Source organism: Vannielia sp. SX4, assembly GCF_052828525.1.
This window is the reverse complement of record NZ_CM128247.1, coordinates 3,767,347-3,779,919: the sequence shown is the minus strand read 5'-3', so window position 1 is coordinate 3,779,919 and position 12,573 is coordinate 3,767,347. Positions and strand designations below refer to the sequence as shown.

Genomic DNA, 12,573 nt, shown 5'->3' with positions numbered 1-12,573 from the left:
GCCGGGACAGGCCAATGGACAGCAACCGGATCGGAGCCTTTGTGAGCCTGGTCGAAGACCGGGCGAGCGCCGCTTTGGGCAATGTCAGCGCCCATGAGGCGGCGGTGCTCTCGGCGATCCGGTTTCGGCCCGGCGTGATCGCCCATGCGCTGCACGGCATCCTCGGCCTCTCGCAACCGGCGGTGGCACGCCTCCTGCGCGGGCTGGAGAACCGGGGGCTGGTCCGGCGCGGGCCAGCGCGGGGACGGACGGTGCCGCTGGGGCTGACCGAGGCGGGGGAGGCCACGGTGGAGCGGGTGCTGGAGGCGCGGCGGGCAGCGATGGAGCAGATTGTGGCGCCGCTCGCGCCGGAGGAGCAGGCGCAGCTTGCCGATCTGATGGACAAGATGCTGGCCGGTGCCCTGCGCTCCCGCGCCCACGGGCGGCACCTGTGCCGGCTCTGCGACTACGACCGGTGCAGCGCGGCGGGCTGCCCGGTGGAGGCGCGGGTCGATGAGATCGACGGCGGGGTCGACTGGCGCAACGAGTTCAGAAAATGAAAACGCCGCCCGCGGAGGTCCGGGGCGGCGTTTGATCTTGCAAAGGGGCGGTGGCTCAGAAGCCGAGGCCCTCGTATTTTTTCTTGAACTTCGACACGCGGCCACCGGTGTCCATCAGGCGGGCGTTGCCGCCGGTCCAGGCCGGGTGAACAGAGGGGTCGATGTCGAGCGACAGGGTGTCGCCCTCGGCGCCCCAGGTCGATTTCATCTGCACCACGTCGCCGTTGGTCAGCTTGACGTCGATGGTGTGATACTCGGGATGCAGGTCTTTTTTCATGGTCTCTGCTCCTTAAGCCTCGGCGCCGCCGAGCGGCTTGTAGTTGGTCACCTCGGCGATCCGCGCGGACTTACCGCGGCGGGTGCGGAGGTAGTAGAGCTTGGCGCGGCGGACGCGACCACGACGCACCACTTCGATGCTGTCGATGTTGGTCGAGTGCAGCGGGAAGACCCGCTCGACGCCTTCGCCAAAGGAAATCTTGCGCACGGTGAACGAGCCGGCAATGCCCGCGCCGTTCTTGCGGGAGATGCACACGCCTTCGTAGTTCTGAACGCGGGTACGGGTGCCCTCGGTCACCTTGTAACCGACGCGCACGGTGTCGCCGGCTTTGAAATCGGGAATGTCCTTCCCGAGGGAGGCAACCTGTTCGGCCTCCAGTTCAGCGATCAGGTCCATCTGATCCACTCCTATGTTGCCCGTGGTATGCCACGGAGGTTTGGCGTGCCTCAGAGCTTCGGGTTTTATGCCGGGTCCGCCGCTATGCGCCCGCCGAAGGGTTCAGCCACTGTTACTTGCAGGTCGTCCGGTTTGGCCTTTGCCAATGCCCAAACGGTCCGACAGGCGATTCCGCCCGCAGACCGGCGCTGTTTAGGGGCTTGGGGGCTTTGGATCAAGGGGTTTCGTGGCCCGCGGCGGGCGGGCGGCTCACCGGGGTGGCCGGGCTAGGCTTTTCCACCAGCGGGGGCTGAAGAGGTGCGGGCAGGCGAAGGCCAGCAGGGCCAGCACGAGGGGGATGCCGAGGGCGGGCGTGGTGATGACGAGCAACACCAGCAGCAGCGCGGCGGGGGTGATCAGCACCGCCTTGGTGGCAAGGGGCAGTTGGGCGAGTTTGTCTTTCACTGTCTTCAGGTCTTCCGGTTCTTTCACCGGTATGTGCCCACGAAAGGCGGCAAGAGGGTGGCAGCCTTGGGGCGTCAGGGCCTGAAGGCGGAAACGCTCTGTTCAGCCGGTTTGGGTTGCGGCCCGCACGGCCGGGCCGTCAGCCCTCGCCCCGGTACTTTCGCCACAGGTCGGGACGGCGCGTGGCGGTGAGGGCCTCGCTCGTCTCGCGGCGCCAGTCGGCGATGCGCCCGTGGTGGCCCGAGAGCAGAACCTGCGGGATCTCGCGCCCGCGCCACGTGGCGGGCTTGGTGTATTGCGGGTGTTCGAGCAGGCCGTTGGAGTGGCTCTCTTCTTCGGTGGAGGCCTCGTTGCCGAGCACGCCGGGGAGCAGGCGGATGGTGGCATCGAGCATCGCCTGCGCCGCGATCTCGCCGCCGGTCAGCACGAAGTCGCCAAGGCTGACCTCTTCGACGCCGAACTCCTCCAGCGCCCGTTCGTCCACCCCTTCGAAACGGCCGCAGAGCAGGGTGAGGCCGCGCCCGGCGGCGAGGCGGCGGGCCATCGCCTGATCGAAGGGCTTGCCGCGCGGGGAGGCGTAGAGCACCGGCCATTCGCCGCGGTCGGGCGGGGTGCCGCGGGCGGCATCTTCCAGCGCTTCGCCCACCACGTCGGCGCGCAGCACCATGCCTGCGCCGCCGCCTGCGGGCGTGTCATCCACATTGCGGTGCTTGCCCTTGCCGTAGTCGCGCAGGCGCAGGGTCTCGAGCGCCCATTTGCCCTCTTCCAGCGCCCGCCCGGTGAGCGAGTGGCCGAGCACGCCGGGGAAGGTCTCGGGGAAGAGGGTGATGATCTTGGCGGTCCAGGCCGTGGCGCGGCGCGGGCCGGGGCCCATCAGGTCACGCGGGGTGCGGGAGGCGGAGATGGAGAGGCGGCCGTGGGATTTGGCGCCGTGACTTTTGGGTGTGTCGCTCATTCGACGATCCTGCCTGTGGTCGGGCGCTCGTGGGTGGTGCCAAGGGACGAGGCGAAGCGCAGCAGGTAGCCGTCGGGATCGGCCACCACTAATTGGGTTTGCCCGTGAAAGCGGGCGCCGTCCCGATACCACGCTTCTTCCAGCGGGCGAAAGAGCGGCAGGCCGTGCGCGGTGAGGCGGGCGGCAAGGGCAGGCGCATCGGCGATGAGGATTTGCAGGTGCATGCCGCGGCCCAGTGGCGGCTCGGGCGGGGCCAGCGCCCAGCTTTCGGGGCCGAGCTGCTCCAGCATGATCGCGCTGCCCTCGCGGGAGAGGTGGTAGAAGCCCTGTGCGGGGCGGGCATAGTCGAGGGTGAAGCCGAGCTGGCCGGTGTAAAAGGCCGCGGAGGCGGCGGCATCGGTGCAGCCCAGCTCGGGCGTGAGGCTAGCCATCGGCCTCGCGCTCCAGCTCCATCATCGCGCGGCCCAGCCCGGCCAGTTCCTCGCCCAGCGCGGGATTGTCGGCCTCCACCGCCAGCGCCACGCGAATGATCTCGCCGCTTTCGGGCATGTCGCGCCATGCGTGGGGGTCATCGTGGATGAGGCTGATCGCGGCACCGGAGAAGCGGTAGAGCGCCTCGTGATCCCCGGCCTCGGTGAAGTGGGCGAAGGCACGGGCGAGTTGCCGCTGACCGGTGCAGAGGTCGATGGCCTCATCGGCCACGGCGGCCCAGTGCAGGGCGGCGTGGTCTCGCGGGCAGGGCGTGCTTTGGGCGCGGACAAGGGCGGCGTCGAAGAGCGCGGCGGGGGCGGCCTGATCGGTGAGGGGGAGCACGACGCGGGCGACGGTATCGGCGCCGGCATCGGGGGGGAGGGCATCGAGCGCGGCCTCCATCCGCGCCACGGCCTCATCGTCCAGCGTGGTGGCGGGGGCGGCGACATCGAGTGCGCCCAGCTCCTCGGCCATGGTGTTCAGCTGGTCGGTGGCCTCATCGAGGAACTGGTCCATCTCGCGGGTCAGCCGGGGCGGGAAGGCGGCGCGGGCGAGGGCGGTTGCCCCGAGGCCAAGGGCGAGCCAGGGCCAGGCGGGAAGGGTGGCGCCGAAGCCGGTGAGCGCGCGCAGGCCCCATCCGGCTGAGATGGTGACCAGCGCCAGAAGGGCGACAACGGCGATGGAGGCCGCAGCGAGGGGCAGTTGCGGGGGTATGCGCTCCATCAGGGCGTTGAAGCCGGTGAAGATGAGCGCAAAGCCTGCGACCGCGCCCCAGCCCGCGCCGTAGAGACCGGCAACCACCGGGGCGGCGTAGAGCGCGGCGATGGCGAGCCAGAAGAGGCGGAGGCGCATGGCCTCAGCTTTCCTCGGGCGGGTCGACGACGAGGCGGCCTGCGGTGAGGTCGACGGTGGGCACGGCCTCGCGCGTGAAGGGCAGCAGAAAGCTGTCGCTGCCGCCTGCGCGGCGGATCTCGAGGAGGTCGCCTGCGCCGTGGTCATGCACCGCCAGCACCTTGCCCAGCACTTCGCCGCCGGTGTCGGTGACGGTGAGGCCGATCAGGTCGGAGTAATAGAACTCGTCATCGGGCAGGGCGGGCAGGCGGGTGCGCGCCACGTAGAGGCGGGTGCCCTTGAGCGCGTCGGCCTCTTCCTTGCTGCCGATGCCGGTGAGCCGCGCCCCGAGCGCGCCCTTGAGTGGGCGGGTGAGCGAGACGGTGAACTGGCGTTTGCCGTCCTCGGTGGAGAGGGGGCCGTATTCGGCAATGTCCGTCGGTTCGGCGCAGAAGCTCTTCAGCCGCACCTCGCCCTGCACGCCGAAGGCACCGCCGATGGCGCCGACGCAGACCATCCCAGCCTCCTTGGCCGCGCTCATCTGCCGTCTCCGGCGCAGAGGTGGCCGCCGTAGTTGCCGCCCACCGCATCGCAGGCATCGACGGCGAGTTGCCAATGGGCCGCGTAGCCGAAGGCGAAGGCGGCGGCGGGGATGAGGAGTTTGCGCAGAAGCCAGAACATGGGGCGGTAGTTAGTGGATAAGGGCAGGGCGGGGCAATGGGGAAGCTGCGGGCGGGGCCGCGTGGGCAGATCTCGGGCGCGGGCGGGTCAGCGGCCGAGAAGTTTGGCCTTGGCGGCCTTCAGCGCGATGACGTCCATGTCGGAGCGGTTCAGCTCCAGCAGGGCCTGCAGCAGCGCGGGGTCGCGGCGCTGGTTCATGTGCTGCGGCGGATCGAGCAGGGCACGGCGCTCGGCAGGCACCTCCATGAGGTCGAGCAGCGGGGTGGCCGGGCCGAAGGGGGTGGAGGCGGTATCTTCGAGCGATGCTGTTTCGACCGGGCTTTTCAGCACGGCGCGGGTGGCCTCGATCACCGGCGCGAAATCTGCGGCGGCGGGGTTGGCGGCGCAAAATTCCTCGAAATCGAGCGCCATTCGCGAGCTTTTCACGTGCTCCGCCCAGGCGCTTTGCATCCAAGGGCCGGGGGGCACGGAGCGAGAAGAAGAAGGTGATGCGGGCATCCGGAAACTGCGTGAGCAGGCAGGCCTCGATCACCTCGGCGATCTCGGGCACGGCGGAATAGTCGGGCAGCCCGATGCGGCCCGCCATGTGGCCTGCAAGCTCTTCGGAGGAAAGCAGCAGGTCACGTTTGCGGCCCAGTTCCAGCCCGTCGAGATAGGCGGCGAAGCGCAGGCGCAGCTTTTCGAGCGAGAGCGGGTCGCGCCATGTCGAAAATGCACGGGTCGCAAAAAGAACGGGCTCCAGCTGTTGCCGGAGCCCGAGGGCCATCACTGGCCAGAGGTGTTTGCCGCCGCGTCGCAGGAACCGCTGGGCGGAGGTCGTCCCGGTCTTGTGAAAGCCCATGTGGACGACCACCCGCAAAGGCGTGTCGCGCGGCGCGGCGGCCATCGCCGGATTACTCGGCGCTTTCTTCGGCAGCAGCCTCTTCGGCGGGCTCTTCGGCCGGAGCAGCGGCGGCCTCTGCGGCAGCAGCGGCCTTGGCGGCCTTCTCTTCAGCACGCTCGGTGGCGGCTTTGCCCGGCTTGCCCTTGTTGGGGTTGTTGCGCTCTTTCTTCTCGACAACGCCAGCGGCTTCGAGGAAGCGGCTGATGCGGTCGGTCGGCTCGGCGCCCTGGTCGAGCCAGTACTGCACGCGCTCCATGTTCATTTTCACGCGCTCTTCGCTGTCTTTGGGCAGGAGCGGGTTGTAGGTGCCGAGCTTCTCCTTGAAGCGGCCGTCGCGGGGCATCCGGCTGTCGGCGGCGACGATGGAGTAGAACGGGCGCTTCTTGGAGCCGCCGCGTGCGAGACGAATTTTCATGGCCATTGGGGTGTTCTCCTTTGGAATGGCATGGGGAGTGAGGTGCGGGACAGGCCCCGACCTACGATTGGTGTTCCTCGTGGTGTTTGATGACTTCCCGGATGATGAACTCCAGGAATTTCTTGGCGAATTCGGGGTCGAGGTCTGCCCGTTTTGCCAGGTCTTCGAGCCGTGCGATCTGCACCGCCTCGCGGGCGGGATCGGACGCGGGAAGGTCGTGCTGCGCCTTGAGCACGCCCACGGCCTGGGTGTGCTTGAAGCGCTCGCCAAGGGTGTAGACGAGGATGGCGTCGAGCCGGTCGATGCTTTCGCGGTGGCCTTTCAGCAGCTCAGCCGCGCGGGTTGCGTCATCAGTCAACGGTGCCTCCCTTGGGTTTGAAGATGGGGTTGATGTGGTGTTCGATTTCCAGCGCGATGCCGTCGCCGAGCTGGGTGGTGCGCAGCGCTTCGAGGCTGGGGTGGCGGTAGACGGCGGCCTCGTCGTTGCCGATGGAGGGCGCTTCCTTGTCTTTCTTGCAGCCCAGCCGTTCGGCCAGCTTGATCGAGGAGAGGTCATGCGGGTCGAGGTAGCTCACGGCGCCGTCCCAGCCCTGATCGTGGTAGAAGTAGCGGCGCGCACGGTCGGTCGCCTCCAGTGCAAAGCCCTTGCCGGCCTTCTCGGGCCAGATGATCCATGCGATCTCGCGCTCGGGCCAGCCGGCGGGTGCCCAGCCGCCGGCCATGCCGACGGTCTCGCCAGTGTCCTTCAGGTGGATCATCCACATGCCGAAGCCCCGGATCTGCCAATGGCCGATCTCGGCGGCGTAGAGCATCCAGCTTTCGTAAGGATTGAGCGGGCCGCCCATGAAGCGCGACCGGTAGGAGGCGAAGGTGGCTTTGAAGTTCGGGTAATCCTCGGGCGCGGGCGGCTCCAGCCGGAGGCGGGTCGTCTCCAGCGTGGGGATCGTCACCGGGCGGGGGCCGGGGATGGTGAGCGGGTTTTCCAGCGGGTTGCCGGAGAAGGTTGCAGCGTCGGTCATGCGGCGGCCTCCGTGCGGCGGGGGTGGCGCCAGACCACGCAGGGGGCGTTGAAGAACTCGACCTCGCGCTCGCGGTGCGCGCCCAGCCGCTCGGCCAGCGCGGCGGAGCGGGTGTTGTCGGGGTGGATGTAGCTGATCGGGCCGTCGATGCCGAAGTGGCGTGCGCCGTAGGCCAGCGCCGCCTCTGCCGCCTCGCGGGCGATGCCCTGCCCCTCGAAACCGTCGAAGATCGACCAGCCGATCTCGGGTTCCAGCCAGCCGTCGTGGTTGTTGAAGCCGACGCGCCCGGCAACGGCGCCCGTGTCCTTGATCTCGACGGTCCAGAGGCCGTAGCCGTGCAGAGCCCAGTGGCCGAGCGTGCTCAGGAACTTGCGCCAAGATGTCCAGCGGTCGATCGGCCCGCCGACCCAGTGCGACCGCTCGGAGGCGTCGAAGGCCAGATAGGCCTCGAAGTCGCTCTCGCGGTTGGCGCGCAGCAGGAGGCGCTCGGTCTCGACGACCGGGATGTTCACGGTGGCGAGGCTCATGCGTAGGCCTCCATGCCGCCCTCGGTGGAGCTGCCGGGGCCGGGGTGGCGCCAGATGTGCACCGTGCCGTGGCGCTCGTGGGCAAAGTCGCCATCGGGGCGGGCATCCATGCGCTCGGCGACGCGGGCGGAGGCTTCGTTGCCGGGCTTCACGAGGCTGATGGCGGTTTGCCAGCCCAGCACGTCGTAGGCATAGGCGCGGGCGGCGAGCGCGGCCTCGGTGGCATAGCCGCGGCCCTCGTGGCCTGCAAAGAGATCCCAGCCGATCTCCGGCTCGGGCCAGCCCTCGGGGGCGAAGAGGCCGACGAGGCCCGCCGTCTTGGCGCCGCCTTTCACATCGACGATCCAGCGGCCGAAGCCTGCCAGCGTCCAATGGCCGATTTCCATGGCGAGCATCCGCCAGCTGCCTTCGCGGTTCAGCGGGCCGCCGACATACTTGGCGCGATCGGAGGCGTAGAACGCCGCAAAGGGCTCGAAATCGCCCATGTCGGGCGCGCGCAGGATCAGGCGCTCGGTTTCCAGCGTCGGGATCTCGGTCATTCCGGCCTCCGGTGACGCCAGATGAAGAGATCCGCGTTGGGCGAGGGGATGCGGTCGGCACCCAGCCGCCCCGCCAGCGCGTTGGAGCGGCTGTTGAAGCTGTCGACGTAGCTGACCATCGAGGGCAGGCCGAGCAGGCAGAAGCCAATTTCGCGCGCGGCTTCGGCGGCCTCGCGGGCAAGGCCCTTGCCCTCATGCGCCCCGGTGAAGAACCAGCCCAGCTCGGGCTCCTCGTCGCCCGGCTCGAAGCCGATCTGGACGAAACCGGCCAGCGCGCCCTCGTGCATCACCGCCCAAAGGCCGTGGCCGCGCAGCAGCCAGCAGCCGACCATCGCGGCGAAGTCGCGGAAGGCCTCGTTGCGGCCCACGGGCCCGCCAAGACCGCGCCCGCGCACCGGGTCGCAGGCGATCTCGGCGTAGGTGTCGAAGTCGGTCAGCGTGGCCGGGCGCAGGCGGGTGCGGGCGGTGTCGGCCACCGGCAGCATGGCGGAGACCTGCGCGGCCAGCCGGGCGGCGGCGCCGGGGATCGGGGTTTCGTGGGGCGCGGGCATGTCAGGCGTGCTCCGGCTTGGGGTGGCGGTAGACATGGGTGTCTGCGCGGGTTTCGCCCTCGGGCAGGGGCGCCTCGGCGTCATCCACGGCGCCAAGACGGCGGGCGAGGGCGATGGAGCGGGTGTTGCCGGGGGCGATGTAGCTGACGAGGGTTGAGAGGCCGCCCGGCCCGAAGGCCCAATCACGCGCGGCCTGCGCGGCCTCAAAGGCGATGCCCTTGCCCTCATGGGCTGGCCAGACTGTCCAGCCCAGCTCGGTCTCGGGCCAATGGGCCATGCGGTTGACCGAGACCTGCCCGGCAAAGGTGCCATCGGCCAGCTCGACCGACCAGCCGCCGTGGCCCCGGAGCGGCCAGTTGGCGACCTCGGAGGCGAAATAGGCCCATGTCTGCTCGTGGGTGAACGGCCCGCCCATATGCACCGACCAGTCGCTGGCCATGAGCGCCGCGATCGTCTCGAAATCCTCGATCCGATAGGGGCGCAGGCGCAAGCGCTCGGTGGTCAGGGTGGGGGCGGTGGTCATGGCTTACTTCTTCTTGCCGAAGCCGGAGAGACCGGGGGGCAGGGCGCCGCCGCCGAGGCCAGGGAGGCCGCCGGGCAGGCCACCGCCGCCCATGCCGCCCAGGGCCTTGCCGAGACCGGCGGGCACTTTGCCGCCTGCCATCTGGGCGCGCGCGGCCTCCATCTCGGCCTCCGAGGGGCCGCCCTTGCCGAACATGCCCTTCATGGCCTGTTTCAGCATGCCGCCCTTGCCCATCTTCTTCATCATGTCGGCCATCTGCCGGTGCATCTTGAGCAGCTTGTTCAGCTCGCTGACTTCCTGCCCGGCGCCCGCCGCGATGCGCTTTTTGCGGGAGGCCTGGAGCAGGGCGGGGTTGGCGCGCTCCTTTTTGGTCATCGATTGGATCAGCGCGATCTGGTGGCGGAAGATGGTGTCATCGAAGCCGCTCTCTTCGACCTGCTTGGCCATTTTGCCCATGCCCGGCATCATCTTCATCATGCCTTCCATGCCGCCCATCTTGAGCATCTGCTCGAGCTGCATGCGCAGGTCGTTCATGTTGAACTGACCTTTCTGGAAGCGCTTCATCATGCGCTCGGCTTGTTCAGCCTCAATCGTCTCCTGTGCCTTCTCGACGAGGGCCACGATGTCGCCCATGCCGAGGATGCGGCCGGCGATCTGCTCAGGGCGGAACTCCTCGAGCGCCTCCATCTTCTCGCCGAGGCCGACGAACTTGATCGGCTTGCCGGTGACGGCGCGCATGGAAAGCGCCGCACCGCCGCGGCCGTCGCCATCCATCCGGGTGAGAACCACGCCGGAGATGCCGATCTTGCCGTCGAACTCCTCGGCCACCTCGACGGCGACCTGACCGGTGAGGCCATCGACCACCAGAAGCGTCTCGCGCGGCTTGACGGCGTTGCGGACGTCTTCGACCTCGCCCATCAGCTTTTCGTCGATCTGGAGGCGACCGGCGGTGTCGAGCATGTAGACGTCATAGCCGCCCATCGTCGCCTGCTGCTGGGCACGCTTGGCGATCTGCACGGCGGTCTGGCCTTCGACGATGGGGAGGGTATCGACCCCGATCTGGCGGCCCAGAACCTCGAGCTGCTGCATGGCGGCGGGGCGGTAGATGTCGAGCGAGGCCATCAGCACGCGCTTGCCGGCCTTTTCCTTGAGGCGCTTGGCGATCTTGGCGGTGGTGGTGGTTTTACCGCCGCCCTGCAGGCCGACCACGAGGATCGGGGCAGGGGCGTTATCGACTTTCAGCTCGCCCGGCTCGCCCTCGCCCTCCAGCACATGGACCAGCTCGTCATGGACGATCTTCACCACCTGCTGGCCGGGGGTGACGGACTTGGTGACGGCCTGGCCAGTGGCCTTTTCCTGCACCGCTTTCACGAAGTCGCGGGCCACGGGCAGGGAAACGTCGGCCTCGAGCAGCGCCACGCGGACCTCGCGGAGGGCTGTTTTAACGTCATCCTCGGAGAGGGCGCCCTGCTTGGTCAGCCGATCGAAGACGCCGGAGAGACGTTCGGACAGATTTTCAAACATGCTCTCGGCCCTCCTTAGGCCCCTTGGTGACATGCCCTCCCCAGATGGGTCGGACGGCTCGAAACGCAACCTTCAATGCACAGATGCCCCCGTGGGCGAAACTCGCTGACGGGGGGCGATCCTGGTGGCCGCAGGACCGGAAGCGTTGGAGACTCCCGGAGATTTGGGGCGGCTTTACGCCTGCGGTGGGCTTGAGTCAACCACCGTGGGGTCTGCCGTAGGATCTGGCAACAGCCAGCGCAGCAGGGCGCGGGCGGGTTCGGCGGTTGGCTGCGTCTGCCTCACTCGGCGGGGTCAGGGGCCGGCTCTGCCCCCGGAGAGAGCCAGGCCTCGACCTCGGCCCGCAGGTCTCGCGCCGGGCCGGGCGCGCCGAAGCCGCGCAGCGCGATGGGCGCGTCTCCGGTGAGCAGGAGGGTGCGGTGGATGGTCAGCTCGGTGCCGTCCGGGGTGCGGGAGGGCAGGATGACGCGGTCGCAGGTGACGCCCTCGACCCGGTCGAAAGGCGTGGAATGGCGCAGGCGGCCGAGCGCGCTGCGCTCCTCGACCCGGCCAGCCGCGCGGTCGATCACCGTGAAGGGGGCGGGGCGGAGGTGCCAGAGCAGGGGGAGCACGAGCAGAACGCCCGACGCGCCGAGCCAGAGAGGCAGTAGGGTGAGCGCCCCGGCGAGCACCAGAGCGCCGCCTGCGACCGAGAGCCACACCGCCCAAGGCTGCGGCGCCGGGTGGGGGCGCAGGGTGAGCCGGGGGCCGCGCGCTGTCATGCTTGGGTGTCCTCTCCCATGCCGCCATTACCGCCCGCGCGGGACGCAAGGTCAAGGTGCAGCCGTCAATGCTTTGCAGGAAGTTTGGGATGCCTGCGACGAAAACCGTCGGCTGGTGCGTATCATCCCCGAGCGCCGTTCACGCGGCCTCACATTTGAGCGGTTTGGCAGGATCTGGCTTGAGCCTGCGGAAAATGCGGCGAGGCTTCTTGCGGCGGGCGTCAGAGATGCTAATCTATACTGAACGGTTCAGAACACATTTTGGTGTCCGCCCCTTGCGCTGGCGCACAGAAAACAGGAAGGTCGTGTCTCTATGTTGGATGGTGAACAATTTTCGGCCGGAGGTCGACGGATGAACAGCCTTGATGCCTGGGACGAGGTGCGCACGGCTTACCACGTGGCGCGGGTCGGCACCGTCTCTGGCGCGGCGGATGCGCTGGGCGTGCACCATGCCACGGTGATCCGCCACATCGACGCGCTGGAGCAGCGGCTCGGCACAAAGCTCTTTCAGCGCCACGCGCGGGGCTACACCGCCACCGAGGCCGGGCTGGACCTGTTGCAGGTGGCCAAGGCGACCGACGACCAGTTCAGCCAGCTTGCGGGCCGGATCAAGGGCCGGGGCGAAGAGGTGACCGGCGAGTTGATCGTGACCTCGATCCCCTCGCTCTCGCCCTCGCTGTCGGCCACGTTGGCGCGGTATTCGCGGGCGAACCCGCAGGTGGTGCTGCGCTTCATGACCGACGAGCGGCTGTTCCGGCTGGAGTATGGCGAGGCCCATGTGGCCATCCGCGCCGGAAAGCGGCCCGACCAGCCCGACAATGTGGTGCAGAAGTTCTTCGAGCTGAGCCACGCGCTCTATGCCACGCAGGATTACGTGGAAGAGATGGGTGCGCTCGACGAGGGCGATATGGCGCGGCACCGGTTTGTCAGCGAAGACGACCGCGAGAGCCGGGCACCGTTCTATCGTTGGCTGCATGACATGGTGCCCGACCGCTGCATAAGCTACCGCGCCTCGGCGCAGCGCTCTGTGGTGGATGCGATCCGGGCCGGGGCCGGTGTGGGCTTCTTGCCGGTGGACGTGGGCGAACGCGCGCCCGATCTGGTGCAGATGATGCCGACGCGGGAAGAGTGGACGGCCACGGTGTGGCTGGTGACCCACGTGGACCTGCACCGCACGGCCAAAGTGCAATCGATCCTGACCCATCTGAAAGAGGATTTTGATCCGGGGAGTTTTTGA

The 12,573-nt window shown here is 68.6% G+C and carries 20 protein-coding genes; 2 read left to right on the top strand and 18 right to left on the bottom strand.

Annotated elements, in window-relative coordinates; all coding sequences use genetic code 11:
* The first annotated feature begins 14 nt into the window (after positions 1 to 14).
* Entirely contained in the window at positions 15 to 539 is a 525-nt protein-coding gene (locus tag ACUXVX_RS18640; RefSeq protein ID WP_446309468.1) for a MarR family winged helix-turn-helix transcriptional regulator, read from the top strand.
* A 55-nt stretch (positions 540 to 594) separates the two neighbouring features.
* Here ACUXVX_RS18640 and rpmE read toward each other — a convergent pair whose 3' ends face one another.
* The 18 genes from rpmE to ACUXVX_RS18550 all read right to left on the bottom strand — a co-directional run bounded on the left by rpmE (position 595) and on the right by ACUXVX_RS18550 (position 11,336).
* Positions 595 to 816 carry a 50S ribosomal protein L31 gene (rpmE, locus tag ACUXVX_RS18635; RefSeq protein ID WP_222468152.1) on the bottom strand — a complete coding sequence of 74 codons (222 nt, stop codon included), beginning with the start codon at positions 814 to 816 and terminating at the stop codon, positions 595 to 597.
* A 12-nt stretch (positions 817 to 828) separates the two neighbouring features.
* Entirely contained in the window at positions 829 to 1,212 is a 384-nt protein-coding gene (gene rplS / locus ACUXVX_RS18630; protein WP_222468153.1) for a 50S ribosomal protein L19, read from the bottom strand.
* A gap of 249 nt (positions 1,213 to 1,461) precedes the next feature.
* Positions 1,462 to 1,683: a hypothetical protein gene (locus ACUXVX_RS18625; RefSeq protein ID WP_222489847.1), complete on the bottom strand. Its 222-nt coding sequence runs from the start codon at positions 1,681 to 1,683 to the stop codon at positions 1,462 to 1,464.
* Positions 1,684 to 1,795: 112 nt separating this feature from the next.
* A complete protein-coding gene (trmD, locus tag ACUXVX_RS18620; protein WP_446309467.1) occupies positions 1,796 to 2,611 on the bottom strand; it encodes a tRNA (guanosine(37)-N1)-methyltransferase TrmD in 816 nt (271 codons plus the stop codon).
* On the bottom strand, positions 2,608 to 3,042 hold the full coding sequence (locus ACUXVX_RS18615) for a bleomycin resistance protein (RefSeq protein WP_446309466.1): 435 nt from the start codon (positions 3,040 to 3,042) through the stop codon (positions 2,608 to 2,610). The genes trmD and ACUXVX_RS18615 overlap by 4 nt, the downstream gene beginning before the upstream one ends.
* On the bottom strand, positions 3,035 to 3,934 hold the full coding sequence (locus tag ACUXVX_RS18610) for a hypothetical protein (protein WP_446309465.1): 900 nt from the start codon (positions 3,932 to 3,934) through the stop codon (positions 3,035 to 3,037). Before ACUXVX_RS18610 ends, ACUXVX_RS18615 begins: the two co-directional genes overlap by 8 nt.
* Before the next feature lie 4 nt (positions 3,935 to 3,938).
* A complete protein-coding gene (rimM, locus tag ACUXVX_RS18605) occupies positions 3,939 to 4,454 on the bottom strand; it encodes a ribosome maturation factor RimM (protein ID WP_222495068.1) in 516 nt (171 codons plus the stop codon).
* Positions 4,451 to 4,594, bottom strand: a complete 144-nt coding sequence (locus tag ACUXVX_RS18600) for a hypothetical protein (RefSeq protein WP_222468159.1) — start codon at positions 4,592 to 4,594, stop codon at positions 4,451 to 4,453. Before ACUXVX_RS18600 ends, rimM begins: the two co-directional genes overlap by 4 nt.
* Positions 4,595 to 4,681: 87 nt before the next feature.
* Positions 4,682 to 5,005, bottom strand: a complete 324-nt coding sequence (locus ACUXVX_RS18595; protein ID WP_446309464.1) for a hypothetical protein — start codon at positions 5,003 to 5,005, stop codon at positions 4,682 to 4,684.
* Between the two features lie 482 nt (positions 5,006 to 5,487).
* Positions 5,488 to 5,898, bottom strand: a complete 411-nt coding sequence (gene rpsP, locus ACUXVX_RS18590) for a 30S ribosomal protein S16 (RefSeq protein WP_222468161.1) — start codon at positions 5,896 to 5,898, stop codon at positions 5,488 to 5,490.
* A gap of 55 nt (positions 5,899 to 5,953) precedes the next feature.
* Positions 5,954 to 6,250: a chorismate mutase gene (locus ACUXVX_RS18585; RefSeq protein ID WP_222468162.1), complete on the bottom strand. Its 297-nt coding sequence runs from the start codon at positions 6,248 to 6,250 to the stop codon at positions 5,954 to 5,956.
* Positions 6,243 to 6,911 carry a GNAT family N-acetyltransferase gene (locus tag ACUXVX_RS18580; RefSeq protein ID WP_222468163.1) on the bottom strand — a complete coding sequence of 223 codons (669 nt, stop codon included), beginning with the start codon at positions 6,909 to 6,911 and terminating at the stop codon, positions 6,243 to 6,245. The genes ACUXVX_RS18585 and ACUXVX_RS18580 overlap by 8 nt, the downstream gene beginning before the upstream one ends.
* Positions 6,908 to 7,438: a GNAT family N-acetyltransferase gene (locus tag ACUXVX_RS18575; RefSeq protein WP_222468164.1), complete on the bottom strand. Its 531-nt coding sequence runs from the start codon at positions 7,436 to 7,438 to the stop codon at positions 6,908 to 6,910. The genes ACUXVX_RS18580 and ACUXVX_RS18575 overlap by 4 nt, the downstream gene beginning before the upstream one ends.
* Complete coding sequence (locus tag ACUXVX_RS18570) at positions 7,435 to 7,977, bottom strand: GNAT family N-acetyltransferase (protein ID WP_446309463.1); 543 nt, start codon at positions 7,975 to 7,977, stop codon at positions 7,435 to 7,437. Before ACUXVX_RS18570 ends, ACUXVX_RS18575 begins: the two co-directional genes overlap by 4 nt.
* On the bottom strand, positions 7,974 to 8,564 hold the full coding sequence (locus tag ACUXVX_RS18565) for a GNAT family N-acetyltransferase (protein WP_446309462.1): 591 nt from the start codon (positions 8,562 to 8,564) through the stop codon (positions 7,974 to 7,976). The genes ACUXVX_RS18570 and ACUXVX_RS18565 overlap by 4 nt, the downstream gene beginning before the upstream one ends.
* Positions 8,530 to 9,051: a GNAT family N-acetyltransferase gene (locus tag ACUXVX_RS18560; protein WP_446309461.1), complete on the bottom strand. Its 522-nt coding sequence runs from the start codon at positions 9,049 to 9,051 to the stop codon at positions 8,530 to 8,532. Before ACUXVX_RS18560 ends, ACUXVX_RS18565 begins: the two co-directional genes overlap by 35 nt.
* Before the next feature lie 3 nt (positions 9,052 to 9,054).
* Entirely contained in the window at positions 9,055 to 10,575 is a 1,521-nt protein-coding gene (ffh, locus tag ACUXVX_RS18555) for a signal recognition particle protein (RefSeq protein ID WP_446309460.1), read from the bottom strand.
* 281 nt (positions 10,576 to 10,856) lie between these two features.
* Entirely contained in the window at positions 10,857 to 11,336 is a 480-nt protein-coding gene (locus tag ACUXVX_RS18550) for a hypothetical protein (RefSeq protein ID WP_446309459.1), read from the bottom strand.
* A 352-nt stretch (positions 11,337 to 11,688) separates the two neighbouring features.
* Between ACUXVX_RS18550 and ACUXVX_RS18545 the strand changes: the two genes are divergently transcribed.
* The gene (locus tag ACUXVX_RS18545) at positions 11,689 to 12,573 is read left to right on the top strand and encodes a LysR family transcriptional regulator (RefSeq protein ID WP_222468172.1); all 885 of its coding nucleotides are present in this window, start codon (positions 11,689 to 11,691) and stop codon (positions 12,571 to 12,573) included.

What these genes read in the sequence shown, in the direction of transcription:
- ACUXVX_RS18570 (WP_446309463.1), bottom strand. Translation starts at nt 7,977, where the DNA reads ATGACCGAGATCCCGACGCTGGAAACCGAGCGCCTGATCCTGCGCGCG.
- ACUXVX_RS18600 (WP_222468159.1), bottom strand. Translation starts at nt 4,594, where the DNA reads ATGTTCTGGCTTCTGCGCAAACTCCTCATCCCCGCCGCCGCCTTCGCC.
- ACUXVX_RS18575 (WP_222468164.1), bottom strand. Translation starts at nt 7,438, where the DNA reads ATGAGCCTCGCCACCGTGAACATCCCGGTCGTCGAGACCGAGCGCCTC.
- rpsP (WP_222468161.1), bottom strand. Translation starts at nt 5,898, where the DNA reads ATGGCCATGAAAATTCGTCTCGCACGCGGCGGCTCCAAGAAGCGCCCG.
- trmD (WP_446309467.1), bottom strand. Translation starts at nt 2,611, where the DNA reads ATGAGCGACACACCCAAAAGTCACGGCGCCAAATCCCACGGCCGCCTC.
- ACUXVX_RS18640 (WP_446309468.1), top strand. Translation starts at nt 15, where the DNA reads ATGGACAGCAACCGGATCGGAGCCTTTGTGAGCCTGGTCGAAGACCGG.
- ACUXVX_RS18560 (WP_446309461.1), bottom strand. Translation starts at nt 9,051, where the DNA reads ATGACCACCGCCCCCACCCTGACCACCGAGCGCTTGCGCCTGCGCCCC.
- ACUXVX_RS18610 (WP_446309465.1), bottom strand. Translation starts at nt 3,934, where the DNA reads ATGCGCCTCCGCCTCTTCTGGCTCGCCATCGCCGCGCTCTACGCCGCC.
- ACUXVX_RS18580 (WP_222468163.1), bottom strand. Translation starts at nt 6,911, where the DNA reads ATGACCGACGCTGCAACCTTCTCCGGCAACCCGCTGGAAAACCCGCTC.
- rimM (WP_222495068.1), bottom strand. Translation starts at nt 4,454, where the DNA reads ATGAGCGCGGCCAAGGAGGCTGGGATGGTCTGCGTCGGCGCCATCGGC.
- ffh (WP_446309460.1), bottom strand. Translation starts at nt 10,575, where the DNA reads ATGTTTGAAAATCTGTCCGAACGTCTCTCCGGCGTCTTCGATCGGCTG.
- ACUXVX_RS18565 (WP_446309462.1), bottom strand. Translation starts at nt 8,564, where the DNA reads ATGTCTACCGCCACCCCAAGCCGGAGCACGCCTGACATGCCCGCGCCC.
- rpmE (WP_222468152.1), bottom strand. Translation starts at nt 816, where the DNA reads ATGAAAAAAGACCTGCATCCCGAGTATCACACCATCGACGTCAAGCTG.
- rplS (WP_222468153.1), bottom strand. Translation starts at nt 1,212, where the DNA reads ATGGACCTGATCGCTGAACTGGAGGCCGAACAGGTTGCCTCCCTCGGG.
- ACUXVX_RS18545 (WP_222468172.1), top strand. Translation starts at nt 11,689, where the DNA reads ATGAACAGCCTTGATGCCTGGGACGAGGTGCGCACGGCTTACCACGTG.
- ACUXVX_RS18550 (WP_446309459.1), bottom strand. Translation starts at nt 11,336, where the DNA reads ATGACAGCGCGCGGCCCCCGGCTCACCCTGCGCCCCCACCCGGCGCCG.
- ACUXVX_RS18615 (WP_446309466.1), bottom strand. Translation starts at nt 3,042, where the DNA reads ATGGCTAGCCTCACGCCCGAGCTGGGCTGCACCGATGCCGCCGCCTCC.
- ACUXVX_RS18595 (WP_446309464.1), bottom strand. Translation starts at nt 5,005, where the DNA reads ATGGCGCTCGATTTCGAGGAATTTTGCGCCGCCAACCCCGCCGCCGCA.